This window comes from Pseudomonas sp. Q2-TVG4-2 (assembly GCF_013620795.1).
Lineage (GTDB): Bacteria > Pseudomonadota > Gammaproteobacteria > Pseudomonadales > Pseudomonadaceae > Stutzerimonas.
On sequence record NZ_LGLW01000008.1, the window covers coordinates 155,004 to 172,078 of the forward strand.

Sequence of the window (17,075 nt, forward strand, 5' to 3'; positions counted from 1 at the left end):
TCTGGTCTATAACAATATTTCGGCTGCTTTGTTGCCATTTTGGCAACGGTCATAAAAGGTCAGGACAATGAATCTATTGATGCCAGGACTTCGTTATTTCGAAGAGGTGGTGCGTCAGGGATCGCTACGTAAAGCCGAGGAGCGGCTGCACGTGGCAGCCTCGGCCATCAATCGCCAGATCTTGAAATTGGAGGATGAGCTCGGAGTGCCGTTGTTTGAACGACTCCCGCGTGGCCTGAGACTGTCACCGGCTGGCGAGCTGTTACTTCAACAAGTACGACAATGGCAGCGAGATGAGCGGCGACTTTTGGAGCATCTCGGGGAGATCAAGGGCGCCGGGTGTGCCGAAGTTAGGATCGCTACAGTGGAGTCGTTGACTGACCAGGTACTGCCCGACATCCTTTTTAGGTTTCATGAGCGCTTCCCGCGTGTGCGCTCGATACTTACCACGGGGATGACAGAAACCATTATGGAGCAGGTGCTGATAGGCGACGCCGACATCGGCATTTGCATCAACCCACCACTAACCCGCAGGATCCGGTTTATCGAACAAGTCGAGCTAGAGTTCGGTGCGGTCATGGCGCCCACCCATCCATTGGCTGAAAAGCAGACTGTTTGGTTACGCGATTTCAGTTCATATCCCACGATCCTGCCGGGAACCGAGATGTTTCATGGCTCGACACTCGAACATGTGTTGGCGCGTTCAGATGTCGACCTTACCTCTTTATCCGCATGCAACCGGATCCTGACCATCAAGTCCCTGGTTCGGTCAGGGCTGGGTGTGGCCTTTCTCAATCGGCTGGATATCGCTCGAGAGCTTGCTCGGGAAGAGCTAGTGTTCAAACCGCTCGCCGATCGTCATATTGCGAAGGCTCAGTTGACACTGTGCAGCCATGCCGAGCGCGAAATGCCTTTGGCCGTGACTGTATTGATAGAGCAGCTGCGAGAAGCAATGCTTTCTATCGAACCGGCTCCATAAAGGTCATATCAACCAGATTGACGCTTCGGTAGAGGACGCTTCGGTAGAAAAATGGCGCTTCAACGAACGAGCGGAACACCGCGATGCGCCCCCGTCGAAATTCGTAACCATCAAGGAATCGCTCCGCGCCCACGCATGGCTGCTGGGCGACGCGGGCGATTACAGCGGTCAGCCCGCTGAACGGGTTTGCGCGCAGAGGCCGGTGTGTGCTTCCGGTAGGGTACCGCGCCGCGGCGCCAGTACCGCCCTCCTCCCGCCGCGTCCAGCAGACCGCTGTAGCGGCTTGATCCTAGTATTAGGACGCGGACGGCAGCCAAAGCCGGCTGCCGTTGGTTCGATCACTCAGCGGTGCTTAACACGCCACGCTTGATCTGGTCGCGCTCAATGGATTCGAATAGCGCCTTGAAGTTGCCTTCGCCGAAACCACTATCCCCTTTGCGCTGGATGAACTCGAAGAACACCGGGCCCAGCAGCGTGCCGGAGAAGATCTGCAGCAGCAGGCGCTGCTCGCCGTCTTCAGACGCACCATCGAGCAGGATGCCGCGAGACTTGAGCTCTTCGACCGGCTCGCCGTGGTTGGGCAGTCGCCCTTCCAGCATCTCGTAATAAGTTTCCGGCGGTGCGGTCATGAACACCGTGCCGCTGGCCTTCAGCTTGTCCCAGGTCTCGATCAGGTTATCGGTGAGGAACGCGACATGCTGGATGCCCTCGCCGTTGAACTGCATGAGGAATTCTTCGATCTGCCCGGCGCCCTTCGATGATTCTTCGTTGAGCGGGATGCGAATCATGCCGTCCGGCGCGGTCATGGCCTTGGACGTCAGGCCGGTATATTCACCCTTGATATCGAAGTAACGAATCTCGCGGAAGTTGAACAGCTTCTCGTAGAAATCTGCCCAATAGGCCATGCGGCCGCGGTACACGTTATGTGTCAGGTGGTCGATGATCTTCAGTCCGGCACCGACCGGATGGCGATCAACGCCGTCCAGGAAGACGAAGTCGATGTCGTAGATCGAGCTGCCCTCGCCGAAACGATCGATCAGGTAAAGCGGCGCACCACCGATGCCCTTGATCGCAGGCAGGCGCAACTCCATAGGCCCAGTAGGCAGTTCCATGGCCTGTGCACCCAGCTCCAGCGCCCGAGCGTAGGCTTTTTGCGCATCCTTCACACGGAACGCCATGCCACACACCGACGGGCCATGCTCGGCTGCGAAATAGGCGGGGATTCCAGTGGTTTCGCGATTGACGATGGCGTTGATTTCGCCCTGACGGTAGAGCGCAACATCCTTGGAGCGGTGGTTAGCGACATGGGAGAAACCCATGCTTTCCAGAACAGGTTCGATGACGTTGGGCGTTGGCGAGGCGAATTCGATAAATTCGAAGCCCATGAGGCCCATGGGATTTTCAAATAGGTCGGCCATGATTGGCTCCTTGACTGGCTGTGCGTGAGAAAGGGATGACGTGCGAAGCGTCAGCCCGGCGGTGCACAGGAAATTCCACGGACGCTGCGACCGAGGTGATCGCCAAGAATCAGTCGAAAGCCGAAAGTTTTCATCTCAGCAGCTCGCCAGTACGCCGAGCGAGCGCAGCGCGAAGCCGCTCGTCCGTACCGGGCAAGGGTATTTACCGGGCTCGTCCGGTCGGCCGGCTGCTCGTTCGTCGAGGCGATCCGAGTCGAACGGGTGATAGCTGGATGGATCCATATTTGGTGCCACGCCTGATGCAAGGTCGCGCTTCGTCTTCGGAGCGCTCTATTATTTTGCGTAACTGAATTACGTTTAGCGAAATCTGCGGGAGCCTTGCTCGACTGTCAAGCCCTTATCGGCCAGCACCGAGGCCGAGCCACCCGTCACCGAGCGCCGCTCGTCCCTCACTCAGAACGAATCCTCCCAGCAAGGTGCCGAATCTATGCACCACGAGGGAGCCATAACCCTGACATTTCGACATTAAGCTCAAGGAAATCATCATGAACCGACTTTTCAACAAGACCGCTCCCCAGAACGTGCACGGCTGGGAACGTACCGCTTCCGTTGCCGGCGGGTTGATGCTGTTGGGCCGGGGCCTGCGTCGCGGTGGCGTGAGCGGTCTTATGCAATTGGCCATGGGCGGCATGGCCTTGGCGCGGGGTATCAGCGGACGCTGCGAGGCCAAGCGAATTCTCACCGAAACGGACCAGCCGCAGCCCGATCAGGATCTGGCAAAGAAGCAGCGCTATAGTCATATGCCTCTCGACTCGGAAGTGCACAGCCCCGACTTCGCGAAACCAGAAGTCTCCCTTCCCGATACCACCCCGATGGGGCACGAAACGCACCCGGGCGAGCCGCGCCGCAACGCTTGAAGCTGAGGCACCTGGCGAACGGTACAGATGTTTGCCTGGCGGTCCGGCGATCATCGAGACGCGTATCGCAAAATGCCGCCACAGCTGGTACGCAGCTCGATTCAGGCCAGAAAGCTGGACGGCATCCCGCTATCTCGGGATTTGTCCTCAGCTGAAACAGCCCCATCCGCTGGCAGCGCCAATCTGGATGCACACGGCTCGTAGTGATACGGGATGAGACCGGTCCCGGTTCGCTGGAATTCAACGAACCCGTAGCCATCGGCCCAGACTTCCGCCTCGTCATGAGCCCCGTTCAACTGCACGCCTGCTGCATTAGGCGATCCGCCTGCGTGGCGGCCTCGACCTGCTGTATCACTCTCTGGCGCTGCTGAAAAATGATGTCCAGCACCCGGCTGGGCTGAATTTCGATATCGTCGAAGCTGATCAACTGACCTGGCTCAACGGCTCTTTTAAGCACGGTGTTGCGCAGCAGCCCAATGGGCACATGGTCGATTTCACTGGCAAGCTGCACTGCTTCGCCGCGAACATCAAAACCGCCGATACCCCGGCTGATCAGTTCGCCCGCCTTCATTTCGCGTTTCGCGATGGCCGCCACGCCCAGCGTGGGTTCGACGGAATTGTTCAACAGCACACCGCCACCGGCCAACACGCGGCGTACTGTCTTTCCGACCTCTAGCGAGCACAGATGGAACGGCCGCGTCAGCAAGTAATACGGGCCGGTACCTAGCTTGAAATATTCGATCGCCGGCGCCTGGATCTCGTCGTGACGACAGACCAGGAAAACCCCGCCAGCGGGGTAACCGTTGGGCACGACGTAGTCGACGATGGGCTGGCCAATGCCGTCGGCGATCAAGCCGAGAATATTTCCGCTGCGGTTCAGATCGGTGGACGCCAAACCCTCCAACCCGCGTCGCGATATAGTCGCGCCGAAGCCATTACCGACCACCACCTGCTCGATCTGCACCTTGGTGCCGTCGGTGAAGGACGTAGTCTGGTCGATACTGATGCCCTGCCGCTTGGCCCAGTAGGCCATGTCTTCAGGGGTTGGATTGTGATTCAGGTATCCCTTCATATTGCCGTAGACGAGCGGCTGAAAGCCCATCTGCAGCGCATCTTCGCGCAGCGCAGCGAGGGAGCCGGGCTGATCGCCCTCGGCTTCGGTGAGCAATCCCCTGCCCGCCAGATAGGAACCCGTGGTGACCTGCAGTTCGGCATTGACGGTGACGACCGGCAGTCCGGCTTCGAAAGCGCGCTCAATCACTTCCGTTCCGAAAAACACGTCGCCAGTGCATTCGACGATGATGTCCGAATGTGCGATGAGTTCGTCGATGGAATTGGTCAGCACGTCCGGCAATGGAAAATCGGCCAGCGCTCCGATGTGTCGACGAGTCAGGACACGGCTGATCTGCAGATCGTCATAGTGCGCCATGATCAAGCGAACGAAACAGTGCGAGATCATCCCTGTGCCTGAAACACCCACGCGTGTAACCGCTGAATCGGCCATCACAGAATCCCATTCGTTTTAACGTGAAAATCAGACCGTAACATTTAGCAAAAGTTTTCCAGCTTGAACGGCCTCACTGTTGGCTTGCTGCTTGCGCGACCGCGAACCGCGCCAGGCTCGGTTCCTCGCCTCCACTTTGCGGATAAGTCCGGAATGGCACGCGACTGTGCGCCGGCCCGAAGGGTGTCGAAGGAAGATCGCTCATTTGCCTGATCACATGGCGCAACTCGTCTCGCCATGGTTTGGGCTTGATTCCGAACGTGTTCTCGATCCGGCTGCAGTCCAGGACCGACCAGGCTGGCCGAGCCGCGGCGCGTGGCAGGCTTCCGCTGGTAACCGGGAGCACCCTCGGCGCCTTGTCGACCAGGCCTGCCCGTTCGGCTTCGCGAAAGATCTCAACGGCGAACTCGGCCCATGAGCAAGGTGATGAACCGCTGTAATGGTAAAGACCCCATTCGAGATTGCCGTCGCGACAGTAGCGCAGCGCAAGCTCGATCAGTACGCGCGCCACGCTGCGCGAACGCGTCGGACAGCCAACCTGATCGCTGACGACCGATACCTCGTCCGTCTTACGGCCGAGCTTCAGCATCGTCTTGACGAAATTGTTGCCGTGCTCGCCGTAGATCCAGCTGGTGCGCACTATCAAATGCCGATCTAAGGTTTCGCGGATCGCGATTTCCCCCGCCCGCCGAGTTTCTCCATAGACGCTGATCGGTAAAGCCGCGTCGGTCTCCCGGTAAGGCACCGAGCTGTCACCGGCAAAAACATGTTCGCTGGACAGATGAAACAACGGTATATCGAAGTGCCTGGCGGCTCGGGCCAGGTTTGCGGCGCCATCGCGATTCACCGCTTCGGCTTGAGCGACCTCGGCTTCAGCGTGATCCAGATTGGTATAAGCCGCCGCATTAATGATCAGGGCAGGCTGGTAACGCTCGAGCGCTTGGCTGATCTGCTCCGCAGATCTAATGTCGAGATCCTGATGCATCAGCCCGATGGCCTCTAGCCCAAAGCTCGCAGCCTGATTGACCAAGCAATGCCCCACCTGGCCGCCGGCTCCGCATATCAGGACGCGCATGTTTGACTTGGGTGTGCGTGGGCGCTCCGATATCTCTTTTTGTGCTCCCCCTGAGGGCGCATTCGCTGCAGCAACCGGTGCGGTATCGGCGGAAAAGAGTGGTGTGTCCGCGGCCGATATAGCGCTCTGCGGCCTGAGGATCAACTCGCGCATAGTGACACCAAGCGCCTCAACCGGCGCGTCGGCCGGCTCTGGCTCTGGCGAGAAGCGGAAGCTCTCGACCAGGCCATTCATTACGATTCTTGCCTTGTTGAACTGACGGCGCTGGAGCATCTGCGCTATCAGACCCAGGCGCGACATCAGTAAGCCCAACACACGACGCTTGCGGAAATATTTGCGTGCCACGAACAGCTCGTTGCGCACCAGATGACGATGCAATGCAACCCGATTCGGATCGGTCTCCCGGTGGATATCGATGGCACCGCTGACCCGTCGCATATGCAGCACTTTACTCGCCGCTACCAGGTAGCCGGGTGCATCCTGACTGATGCGCATGGTGAACTCGGTGTCATCTCCCCACATGAACATCGAGGCAATCGGCAGCCCGTAGGTTTGCAGCGAGGCCCTGGGAACCAGAATCGAGACGAAGGTTGCCGGGCGCACCGGAATCACGCCCAGGTCCAGCAGTGCCGGCCAGTTTTCATAGGCGATCGCATTGGGACGCTCATCGACTCGGGGAACGTTGGTCAGCAGCCCCTCTTCGGTATGCGCCATCGAAATCAGGAACGAGCGTGGTTTGCCGAGCGCACGAAGTTGCTCATCGGCCTCAAGCAGCTTTAGCAGGGCATCGGGCTCAGGTATGACGTCGTCATCCATCATCCAGACGAAGTCAGCACCCTGTTGATAGGCGATGCGAAACCCGGCGCTGAAGCCACCCGAGGCGCCGGTGTTGTGCGACAGCACGTATACCTGGAGATTTTCGAGCTCCGACTCGAGCAGCATCTCTTCTGTGCCGTCATTGCTGGCATTGTCGACGACGATGATGGCGTCGCATGGTCGGCTTTGGGCATTGATCCCGGCCAGACAGCGCTCAAGCAGATGCTTGCGTTTGTACGAGAGTACGACAGCGTATATCTGATCCATGGGGTGATTGGTCTCTGATCGAGAGGCAGGTCATTTCAGCCAAGCAACTGCCGGCGGTGGTACATGCAGGTTTTGGACACCGCTGCGGCAGATTCCCGGATTTGGGCACAGCGCTCAGCTCGGACCGGCGAAGATCGTGGAGGTTCACTGCACGGTAATGAGAGGTTGCATAAACCTGGCTTTAGTTATTGACACGCTAAAACAGGAATCATTACCAGGCAGGGATCTTCGAAATGAGCCAGCCCAGGCGCTTGTGGCGTCGGGCAGCCCAGTAAGCGCCGCTAAAACCGTGACACCCGCTCCGAACTCAGCGTGCCGGTGCTGTTCACATGCTCTATACGCTCAAGCGGAGAACTAGATGAAAAGCTCGTTATTGGCGCTGGCCAGCCTGGCTATAGCAATCCCAGCCCTTGCGCAGGACGTTGATGTGTCCACTCGGCTCAACGGGATGGACATTGAAGTGACGCCGCTCGGAGTACCAGAAGCAGAGTCCAGCAAGGTTGATCTAATTGGCGTGCCGGCAGTAAAGGTGACCAACCGCAGCAACGAGATTGCTTCGTGTCAGTTCCACGCGCTACCAGAAGAAACCGTCATGACGGCAGCGCCGGCGTTTTCGGTGAACCCCAACGAGCAAGTCGTCATGCGAGTGCCAGGCAAATACTCCGGTGGTGGGCCAATCGCCCTGCTGGTGTGCAAGCCGGAAGGCGCTCCAGGACACTGACCAAGGATTCCCACCATCCACACGCTGATCGACAGGAGATCGTAATGAGCAGATCCCTTCTAGCATCTTTGACGATGGCTACACTGCTAGCCGCCACCCAATCTGCCTTTGCACAGTGGCCAGCAGGCACTCCACGAGAAGATACCGGCGCACGGCCGAGTCAGATGGGCACCCCGACGTCACAGGAAAAGCTTGAAACCCACCGTAATGAACAAGGCCAGATCGTCACCGAGGATGGTCGCGTTGTTAAAGGCATGCCGGAGAACGACACGGTGCCCAACCGCAACATGCATCGCACCGAGCAGGAAACGGTGACCGACGATCCGCCACACCACTCCGCGACTCCAGGGGAACTCGAATAGAGGCAACCTTGGCAAAGCAGGCGGCACCGCACTCGTATGGAGATATCCTCAGGGACTTGCCTGCATGGCGCGCTTGTATGGGACGCAAGGGCCGTAATCGCCTCGATCAGGCGCATCCCTACATCAGCTCACAGAGCTCCGTAGCGTTAGGTATGCGCCTCCTCTGTTGGCGAATATGTCCGGTGGGTCTGGCCGCTTCGCTATCCAATCACCTTGAAAGCGAATCGGGAATGCAATGCACATGAGCCGCTCGATGCTGGCAGGACGGCTACTGGCCGCCGCCTCGCTCACCCTTTTGGCAGGCTGCGTAGGGACCGAACGCCTTGCCTCGGCGATGGCGACGATCAATCAGGACTACAGCCGGCTGCAGGACGAAGCGTTACTGCTGAACATCGTGCGCCGTAGCGCTTCGCTGCCAGCGCATTTCACGACGGTGACCACCATCCGTGGCCGTAGCCGTGTTTTCGCCGGCGCCAACTTGACCCTGCCATTCGGTGGCGAGGCACCATCGGACTTCAGTTTCAATCCGCATGTATCCGTCGAGCAAGGGCCGGGGTTCGATGTCTCGACGCAGGATAACCAGGAGTTCTACCGGGGCTACGTCGCACCAATCAGCACCCCGTCGTTGGCGTTCATGTTGCGCCAGGACCATGCCCCAGAATTGATTCTTTCCCTGTTCCTCGAAAGCGTGCATATCCAGAGCCCGAACGGAACGGAGCGCTTTTACAACAATCCATCAAAGGTCAGCGACTTCGAGCGATTCCAACAGGTAGTGAACCGCTTCGTGGACCAGGGCATCACCATGGAAACCGCGTTGGTCCTCAGCCGCTACGGGCCGGTACTCGAGCTTGAGCAAGCCCCCTCGATCGATCAGCTGGTCTCCGCGCGCAAGGAGAACCTTGCATTCAGTGCCCTTGGAAACAACCGCTACCAACTGACTGAAGCGGTGGAGAGCGCTCGGTTCTGCTTCGTGCGGCCCCACGAAAAGCTGTTCAAGCGCGCCCGCTGCGAACTTGAAAGCCGGAAAGAGTTTCAGCTGGATGATCCCGACTTCTTTGGCAGTGTGGGCGGAGGCCGCGTGTACTTCGAAGCGAAGGGTGTTGGCAAGGTGGAGCTGCATACCCGCTCTCTGGCGGAAGTCTTCGACTACCTGGGTGAATGCGTGCGCGTGCAGGATGAAAAACGCAGTTTGCCGACCATCAGGACACACTCCGGGCCGCAGCCCATCATCCGTGTGAAAACCGGATTGGCCAGAAATGCGGTCGTCAGCACCGAGTTCGCCGGCGATCAGTACTGGATTCCCAAGGGCCCCGCTGGCGGGCAATCCGGCGCCGTGCTTTCGATGGTTTCACAACTGCTCGCCCAGGCACAGTCGGTCAGAGACATGCCCATCAACAACACAATCAACCTGATCGGTCAGTAAATTCACGGTGTTGACGGAGTTGGATCCGTCAGTTTCATTCTGGCGCACATAACGGAATCCGATGGAACCATCGATGCTGACTAATTACAAAAGTTATGTCAGCGCCATCCTCTGGTGATGACTACTTCAGTAATTTACAGAGGAGAAGCAGCATGAACACTAAGTGGCAAAAAGCAGCTGGTGGTATCGCCCTCGCAACAGCTCTCGTCGGTGGTTCGACTTTGGCTTATGCGGCCGACATGGACTACAACACGTGGGATGCCGATAAGTCTGGAGCGCTCGACTACAACGAGTGGAATGCCGGCTTCGATAACGACACGTTGTTCTCTCGCTGGGACACGGACAAAGACGGCACGCTATCTGACGATGAATATGGCCAAGGTTTGTACAATAGCTACGATCGCGACAAGAGCGGTGACTGGAACGAAGACGAGTACAACATGTTCCGCGATGACGCCGGTGACGAAGGCTGGCTCGATGTGTAAAACCGCAGCGTGAATGCTCATCCAGCGACCTTATCCGCCCTCAGCTTTGCTGGGGGCGGACTATTTCAGGGCCATTTCACCGGCCCCCGGTGGACATAGTTCAACAGCTGGCGCTGCAAATGAGTACGGTCCGGGTACATCAATACTGAGCCGTGGGACCCGAGACAGCGCAGCGGCGTTCGCCCTTCGCCTGCTGCAGGTGCGGCGGGCGAACGCCCGGAATGGGCTTCGCCAGGCGGATTTTCAGAAACTCCGTGGCATCCGCCGCTAGCTCGCGACCACCGCCGCCGGGGAAGTTGTTGTCGTTGGTGACCAACAAGGTCCGCGAGTCCAGCGGCAGCACGCTCTCGATAGTCACGTAGGGAAATGTGAACGTCCTTTGTCCGTCGCCGTTCAGATCATCAGGGTCGGCCAGGTGCATGAGGTCGACGACCTCGGTCTTATGCACTGCCCCACCCGTGGCGACTCCACGTGTATCGATCAGATAGATCTTCTTGAACGGCGTGCCGCTGGTGGCGGTCGCACCATTGCGCTCGATCACCAGGAAGCGAGTCTCATCGATCGCCGTCATGTCACCTATCGCATGCTCGGGCGCCTGCAGCCGGTAGAAGAACACGTTGCCGGTGTAGCGCTCCTGATCGATATCGAACTCGTTGATGCGCAAGGTGCCGGCCGGATCGCCGCTGACGGTTTTCTCCAGCAGCGCGTACAGGCGATCACCGCGCGGGTTGATCGCCATGCCTTCGAAACCGCCGGAGCCGCCCAGGTTTGCCGTTGCGCGCCCCGCCACCACATCGACGTGCTGCGGCGCGTAGACACCGGGCAGGGAAATGGCGCTGCGAGTAACGGTGCCGGACGCATCGGTCTTGATCAAATAGGGCCCGAACTCATCGCCAAACCACATCGCGCAGTTCTTGTCGCGACGCACCGATTCGATGTCCAAATCGGCGCCAGTTAGCAGGCGACCGAAGTCGATCGCGCTGTCGACGCGCGGCTTCGACCCGTCGTTGTAATAAAAGCGGTAGTCCGCCTGGATGGGCAGCTCGAGCTTCTGGTTGATGTCGTTGAGTGTGAGACGTGAGGGATGGGTGAAACGTGCCAGCGGAGCGCCGCTGAGGTAGTCACTTGCGCTGACCTTGCCGCTGCCACCATTAGCAGTACGGAAATCCGGCCGCACGCTGTACAGGCGCAACAGCGTATCGGCAGAGTTGCCCTGCCCACCGAATCCGTTGTCCGTCATGAACACGAAGCTGTTTTCATTCGCGCCCGGCAACACTGCGGAGAACCCCTGCACCGGCTGGCGGCCCTCATAAGGCGGCTGGAAAGTGCCGTAAGGGTTGCCGCTGGCCATCTGACCTGAGGTGGGGCCGTCTGAAAAGGTATCGGCGGGCATCATCGCCCAGCCGACCAGGGTGTTGCCGGCGGCCATCACCGGGGTGGAAATTGCCGTGGCAAGCGCCACGACCAATGGCTTCGGGATTCGCATGAGTCAGTGTCTCCATCCGATTGGAGCCGGCACCGTGCGACATGCGCGGCACTCTGGCACCGGAGAACCACCTTATAAAATCACTGTGTCAGGAATATGGCTATAGCTGAACAACCGTCAACCAGACGTCACCGCACACTGAGAAGCGCCGAGCGGCCCGGTCATGACTGCGCATCAGGCGACCTCATGCCCTCGCGCCGCCTGCGCAAGATAGAACCAAGTTGGAGTGTCGAGCTGCAGCTCGGCACCGAGCAGCGCTTCCTCGATACGCTCCCAGCGCAGGCTGCCGAGGATCGGTACCGGCTTGCCGGGTAGCTTGCCCAGGCCAAGGCGACTTGATTGGCAGTGGCGTCCAGCGCTGCGCCGACCTCTTCGAGCGCCCGCAGCAATTGCGGGCCGAAACGTCCGCCACCCATCGGCGACCAGGCCAGCACGTGCAGCCCTTCGCTTTCCATGGCGTGCAGCCGCCCATCCCACGCAGCCGCCTGGGCCTGCAGTGACAGTTCGATCTGATTGCAGCGCAGCGGCAGCTCCCGCGCCAGCGCCTGGCAGTACAGCAGTTCGGCATTGGAGACGCCGAGCCAACCAATCTTGCCGCTGCCGACCAGATCGTCCAGCGCTCTGACAGCCTCGTCGACCCGCAGCAAGGGGTCTGGGCGATGCAACAGAAAACCATCCAGACGTTCGACACCCAGCCGCTTCAACGAGCCCTCCACCGCCAGGGTGAGATAGGCCGCCTGGGTGTTGTAGTGCTTGACTTGCCAGCGGGAGCTGTCCTGCGAAGCAGGCACGATATCGGCCTTGCCGATCAGTTGAATCTGCTGACGCAGCGCGGGGCGCAGCTTCAGAGCGGCGCCGAAATGCGCCTCGCATTCGCCGGCGCCGTAGATGTCGGCGTGATCGAAGCCACTCAGGCCGCGCTCGACGCAGCGCTCGAGAAAGCCCAGCAGCGCTTGTGGCTGCGCCAGTTCGGGGTATTGCATCAGGCGCATCATGCCCAGCAAGAGGGGTTGCTCAACGACCTTGTTCAAGGTATCTCCCGATTCGTCAGAGATTGAGGCCAGCAGCAAGGACAACCATGCCGAGTACTGGAAGTGGTGTACTGACCGAGCCCAGCGCGCAAGGTTCGGCGCCGTGCGGCAGCGTCAGTCGGCTCCCGATGAGAACGTTTGGCATATCGCCCCAAAAAAGGGAACGTTTTGCGAATACCGCACCCTTGTGGTTCGTGAACATAGGTGGCTGAAGCCCACCCTACGTATCCAATCGATCTGTAGGGCGGGCTTCAGCCCACCACCAGCCCACCAAATACGGGCATCGGCCCGTCGCACTCACGCCTCACACATCGCTGGCACGCAACCTGCTAAGCCCTGAGTAACCTGCCGAGCGATTCGGCAGAGGCTCCCGAGGTCAGCGAAGACCATCAGCCGCAAACGGCACGGGGCGGGTGCGACGGGCAACGAGGCTCGGACAGTCACCCCCGAAAACTTACGAATACCAGGCAAAGGCGCCTGGAGCTGCACGACAGCTCCAGGCGCCTTTTTGTTTTTGTACGACGACGCCGTGATCGGCATCGACGGAGGACCAGGCCATGAACGCAATCGTCACCCCGATCAAGACTGAAACGCTGGTTGTTATCGGCAACGGCATGGTGGGTCATCACTGCGTCGAGCAGTTGATCGAGCGCGGTGCGCTGGGCCATTACCAGCTGCACGTGTACGGCGAGGAGCGCCAGCGCGCCTATGACCGCGTACACCTGTCCGAATACTTCGGCGGTCGCGATGCCGACTCGCTCGCCCTTTGCGAAGCGGATTATTACGCCGCTCACGGGGTGCGCATGCACCTCGGTGTGCAGGTGCTGGGGATCGACCGTGAGCGCAAGGAAGTGATCACCATCGAAGGCCGCCAGGCCTACGACAAGCTGATCCTGGCGACCGGTTCCTACCCGTTCGTGCCGCCGATTCCCGGTGCCGAAGGCAACTCGCGCCTGGTCTACCGCACCTTGGACGACCTCGACGCCATCCGCGCTGCCGCCAGCAACGCCAAGCGCGGCGTTGTGGTCGGCGGTGGCCTGCTCGGTCTGGAGGCGGCCAATGCCCTTAAATCCCTCGGCCTCGAAGCCCATGTAGTCGAGTTCGCCCCCCGCCTGATGCCAGTTCAGCTGGACGAGGAAGGCGGCAAGGCGCTCAAGACCCGTATCGAGGCGCTGGGTGTCGGCGTGCACCTGTCGCGCGCCACCCAAGAGATCGTCATCGGCGAGGAATACGCCTACCGGATGAACTTCAACGACGGCCAATATCTGGAGACCGATCTGATCGTGTTCTCCGCGGGTATTCGCCCGCAGGACGCATTGGGACGCAGCGCCGGATTGGAAATCGCACCGCGCGGCGGCGTGGTGATCGACCATGACTACCGCACCAGCGACCGATCAATTTTCGCCATTGGCGAATGCGCGTCGTGGAACGGCATGATTTATGGCCTGGTCGCACCGGGCTACACCATGGCGCGCAACCTGGCTGCCCTGCTCTGCGGCGAGCCGCACCAGCCCTTCAGCGGTGCGGACATGTCGACCAAGCTCAAGCTGCTCGGTGTGGACGTCGGCTCCATCGGCGATGCCCACGCCGCAACGCCCGGTGCCAAGAGTTATCGGTTTATCGACGAAGCCAACGCCAGCTACCGTCGCCTGGTGCTCTCCGAGGACGGCAAGCGCGTCATCGGCGCCGTGCTGATCGGCGACAACAGCTACTACGACACCCTGCTGCAGTACGCGCAGAACGGCATCAAGTTGCCGGCCGATCCGTCCAGCCTGATCCTGCCCCTGTCCGATGGCGCACCGACGCTGGGCGCCGACGCCCTGCCGGATACCGCGACCATCTGTTCCTGCCACAACGTTACCAAGGGCGCCGTTTGCTGCCAGGTCGATGCCGGCATCACCGACCTCGGCGAGCTGAAAGCCGCGACCAAGGCTGGCACCGGCTGCGGTGGCTGCTCGGCCCTGCTCAAGCAAGTCTTCGAACACGAGCTGACCGCCCGTGGGGTGGAAGTCGACAAGAGCCTCTGCGAGCACTTCGCCCACACCCGCCAGGAGCTCTACGCAATCGTTCGTGTCGAGGGCATCATCAGTTTCGAGGAGCTGTTGGCCAAGCACGGTCGCGGCCACACCGGTTGCGACCTCTGCAAGCCGGCGGTGGGCTCGATTCTCGCCTCCTGCTGGAACCAGCCGATCACCGATCCGGGACTGATTCCGCTGCAGGACACCAACGACACCTTTATGGCGAACATGCAGAAGAACGGGACCTACTCCGTGGTGCCGCGCATCGCCGGTGGCGAGATCACCCCCGACAAGCTGATCGCCTTGGGCGCCGTTGCGAAGAAATACGACCTTTACACCAAGGTCACCGGCGGCCAGCGCATCGACCTGTTCGGTGCCCAGCTGCACGAGTTGCCGGATATCTGGAGCGAGCTGATCGAGGCCGGCTTCGAGACCGGGCACGCCTACGGCAAATCCCTGCGCACGGTTAAATCCTGCGTCGGCAGCACCTGGTGCCGCTACGGCGTACAGGACAGCGTCGGCATGGCGCTACGCCTGGAGGACCGATACAAGGGTCTGCGCTCGCCGCACAAGATTAAGTTCGGTGTGTCTGGCTGCACCCGCGAATGTGCCGAGGCGCAAAGCAAGGACATCGGCGTCATCGCCACCGAGAACGGCTGGAACCTGTATGTCGCCGGCAACGGCGGCATGCGTCCGCGCCACGCTGAGCTGTTCGCTACAGACCTCGATGACGAGACCCTGGTGCGCTACATCGACCGCTTCCTGATGTTCTACATCCGCACCGCGGACAAACTGCAACGCACCTCGGTATGGCGTGAATCCCTCGAAGGCGGTCTCGACTACCTCAAGGAAGTCATCATCGACGACAGCCTGAATCTCGCTGCCGAGCTCGAGGCGCAAATGCAGCTGGTGGTCGATCGCTACGAATGCGAGTGGGCCAACGCCATCAAGGATCCGGAAAAGCTCAAGCGCTTCCGCACATTCGTCAACGATCAGCGCGGCGACCCGGACATTCATTTCGTCAAGGAACGCGGCCAGCGACGTCCGGTGCACGCGTCCGAACTCCATTTGATTCCCGTCACCGAGGAGGTGCTCTGATGAGCCAGCCCAACGCCGTACGCATGCAATCGAGAGAATCTGCCAGCTGGCGAGCGCTGTGCAGCCGCCGGGACCTGGTCGCCCATTCAGGCGTGGTCGCCTGGCTCGATGGCGAGCAGGTGGCGCTGTTTCACCTGCCTGATACCGAGGCCGGTGAGCATATTTTCGCCATCGCCAACAAGGACCCGAAGTCCGGCGCTAACGTCATCGGCCGCGGCATTGTCGGGCAGCTGAACGGTGATCTGGTAATCGCCTCGCCGCTGTACAAGCAACACTTTCGCCTGCAGGACGGCGCCTGCCTGGAGTACCCCGAACAACGTCTGCAGGTCTGGCCGGTGCGCCTTAACGGCGATGCGGTGGAAATCGCCACGGGCTGAGCAGCACCGCCAGCCCCTTGTGTGTGCGTCAGTCGCAGAGGGGCTCGCTGAAAAGATAAACCCGACGTTGTTCGGGCCGGATCGCCAACTTAGAGAATCGAATATGTCCTACATCGTCCCTTCGGAGTTCGTCACCAAGATGGTCGACGCCGGTGAGTCCAAGATCTTCATGTCCACACGGGATACGTTGATTCGGGCCTTCATGGCCGGTGCCATCCTCGCGCTGGCGGCAGTCTTCGCCATCTCCATCACGGTACAAACCGGTTCGCCACTGGTGGGGGCCATGCTCTTCCCGGTCGGCTTCGTCATGCTGTACTTGATGGGGTTCGACCTGTTGACCGGCGTCTTCGTGCTGACCCCGCTGGCGCTGCTCGACAGACGCCCGGGTGTGACGGTGAACGGCGTGCTGCGCAACTGGGGGCTGGTATTTCTCGGTAACTTCGCCGGCGCGCTGACCGTGGCCTTCATGATGGCGTTCGTCTTCACCACAGGCTTTGCAACCGATCCGGGCGTCATCGGCGAAAAAATCTCCACCATCGGTGAAGCCCGGACCCTGGGTTATGCCGAGTTCGGCGCGGCCGGTTGGGTCACCATTTTCCTACGCGGCATGCTGTGCAACTGGATGGTGTCGATGGGCGTGGTGGGTGCAATGATCTCCACGACAGTCAGCGGCAAGACGATCGCCATGTGGATGCCGATCATGCTGTTCTTCTACATGGGCTTCGAGCATTCGGTGGTGAACATGTTCCTGTTCCCCTCAGCAATGATCATGGGCGGTGACTTTTCGGTCATGGATTACATGATCTGGAACGAAATCCCGACCGCGCTGGGCAACCTGGTTGGCGGTCTGGCCTTCACCGGCCTCACGCTTTACACCACCCACGTCAAGACCGGCGCGAAGCGAGCGCTGCGCTGAGCCGGACGTTTGTAGAAACGCCGGTCGCTCGCGGGGCCAAGCAGATCGCCAGCAAGCTGGCTCCTACAAGATCGAATGACCGGTCGTTTCCAACAACGCGTCATCGCACCACGATTATTGTAGGAGCGAGGGGGGGCGCCGAATCCTTGCTGGCGATCGCTGTACCAGATGCAATGCGGCGG

The 17,075-nt window shown here is 60.1% G+C and carries 14 protein-coding genes; 9 read left to right on the plus strand and 5 right to left on the minus strand.

The genetic code is table 11. From position 1 onward, the window contains the following. Window positions 1-67 precede the first annotated feature (67 nt). Complete coding sequence (locus H3028_RS17540; protein ID WP_181298508.1) at window positions 68-979, plus strand: LysR family transcriptional regulator; 912 nt, start codon at window positions 68-70, stop codon at window positions 977-979. Between the two features lie 338 nt (window positions 980-1,317). On the opposite strand, the gene hppD is transcribed toward H3028_RS17540, so the two are convergent. Further along, window positions 1,318-2,397, minus strand: a complete 1,080-nt coding sequence (gene hppD / locus H3028_RS17545) for a 4-hydroxyphenylpyruvate dioxygenase (RefSeq protein ID WP_181298509.1) — start codon at window positions 2,395-2,397, stop codon at window positions 1,318-1,320. Between the two features lie 542 nt (window positions 2,398-2,939). Between hppD and H3028_RS17550 the strand changes: the two genes are divergently transcribed. Next, complete coding sequence (locus tag H3028_RS17550) at window positions 2,940-3,314, plus strand: YgaP-like transmembrane domain (RefSeq protein WP_181298602.1); 375 nt, start codon at window positions 2,940-2,942, stop codon at window positions 3,312-3,314. Between the two features lie 292 nt (window positions 3,315-3,606). Here H3028_RS17550 and H3028_RS17555 read toward each other — a convergent pair whose 3' ends face one another. Both H3028_RS17555 and rfbD read right to left on the minus strand, forming a co-directional pair. Further along, window positions 3,607-4,773 (minus strand): NAD(P)-dependent oxidoreductase, encoded by a 1,167-nt coding sequence (locus tag H3028_RS17555; protein WP_181298510.1) that lies wholly within the window; start codon window positions 4,771-4,773, stop codon window positions 3,607-3,609. Between the two features lie 118 nt (window positions 4,774-4,891). After that, window positions 4,892-6,976, minus strand: coding sequence for a dTDP-4-dehydrorhamnose reductase (rfbD, locus tag H3028_RS17560; protein ID WP_181298511.1), 2,085 nt, complete (start codon window positions 6,974-6,976; stop codon window positions 4,892-4,894). A gap of 358 nt (window positions 6,977-7,334) precedes the next feature. Here rfbD and H3028_RS17565 point away from each other — a divergent pair, with 358 nt between their 5' ends. The 4 genes from H3028_RS17565 to H3028_RS17580 all read left to right on the plus strand — a co-directional run bounded on the left by H3028_RS17565 (window position 7,335) and on the right by H3028_RS17580 (window position 9,967). Continuing rightward, window positions 7,335-7,697 carry a hypothetical protein gene (locus tag H3028_RS17565; RefSeq protein WP_181298512.1) on the plus strand — a complete coding sequence of 121 codons (363 nt, stop codon included), beginning with the start codon at window positions 7,335-7,337 and terminating at the stop codon, window positions 7,695-7,697. Window positions 7,698-7,771: 74 nt separating this feature from the next. After that, complete coding sequence (locus H3028_RS17570) at window positions 7,772-8,059, plus strand: hypothetical protein (RefSeq protein WP_181298513.1); 288 nt, start codon at window positions 7,772-7,774, stop codon at window positions 8,057-8,059. A gap of 241 nt (window positions 8,060-8,300) precedes the next feature. Beyond that, entirely contained in the window at window positions 8,301-9,482 is a 1,182-nt protein-coding gene (locus H3028_RS17575) for a hypothetical protein (protein ID WP_181298514.1), read from the plus strand. A gap of 152 nt (window positions 9,483-9,634) precedes the next feature. After that, window positions 9,635-9,967, plus strand: a complete 333-nt coding sequence (locus H3028_RS17580) for a hypothetical protein (RefSeq protein ID WP_181298515.1) — start codon at window positions 9,635-9,637, stop codon at window positions 9,965-9,967. 139 nt (window positions 9,968-10,106) lie between these two features. Here the strand turns inward: H3028_RS17580 and H3028_RS17585 are convergent, their stop codons facing one another. Further along, window positions 10,107-11,453 carry an esterase-like activity of phytase family protein gene (locus H3028_RS17585; protein ID WP_181298516.1) on the minus strand — a complete coding sequence of 449 codons (1,347 nt, stop codon included), beginning with the start codon at window positions 11,451-11,453 and terminating at the stop codon, window positions 10,107-10,109. Between the two features lie 161 nt (window positions 11,454-11,614). Then, complete coding sequence (locus H3028_RS17590) at window positions 11,615-12,484, minus strand: aldo/keto reductase (protein ID WP_181298517.1); 870 nt, start codon at window positions 12,482-12,484, stop codon at window positions 11,615-11,617. A gap of 557 nt (window positions 12,485-13,041) precedes the next feature. On the opposite strand from H3028_RS17590, the gene nirB reads away from it, so the two are divergent. From nirB to H3028_RS17605, 3 genes are all read left to right on the plus strand, one after another. Continuing rightward, window positions 13,042-15,600, plus strand: a complete 2,559-nt coding sequence (nirB, locus tag H3028_RS17595) for a nitrite reductase large subunit NirB (RefSeq protein WP_181298518.1) — start codon at window positions 13,042-13,044, stop codon at window positions 15,598-15,600. Continuing rightward, window positions 15,600-15,977, plus strand: a complete 378-nt coding sequence (nirD, locus tag H3028_RS17600; RefSeq protein ID WP_181298519.1) for a nitrite reductase small subunit NirD — start codon at window positions 15,600-15,602, stop codon at window positions 15,975-15,977. The genes nirB and nirD overlap by 1 nt, the downstream gene beginning before the upstream one ends. Before the next feature lie 103 nt (window positions 15,978-16,080). After that, window positions 16,081-16,893 (plus strand): formate/nitrite transporter family protein, encoded by an 813-nt coding sequence (locus H3028_RS17605; RefSeq protein WP_181298520.1) that lies wholly within the window; start codon window positions 16,081-16,083, stop codon window positions 16,891-16,893. Window positions 16,894-17,075: the final 182 nt, after the last annotated feature.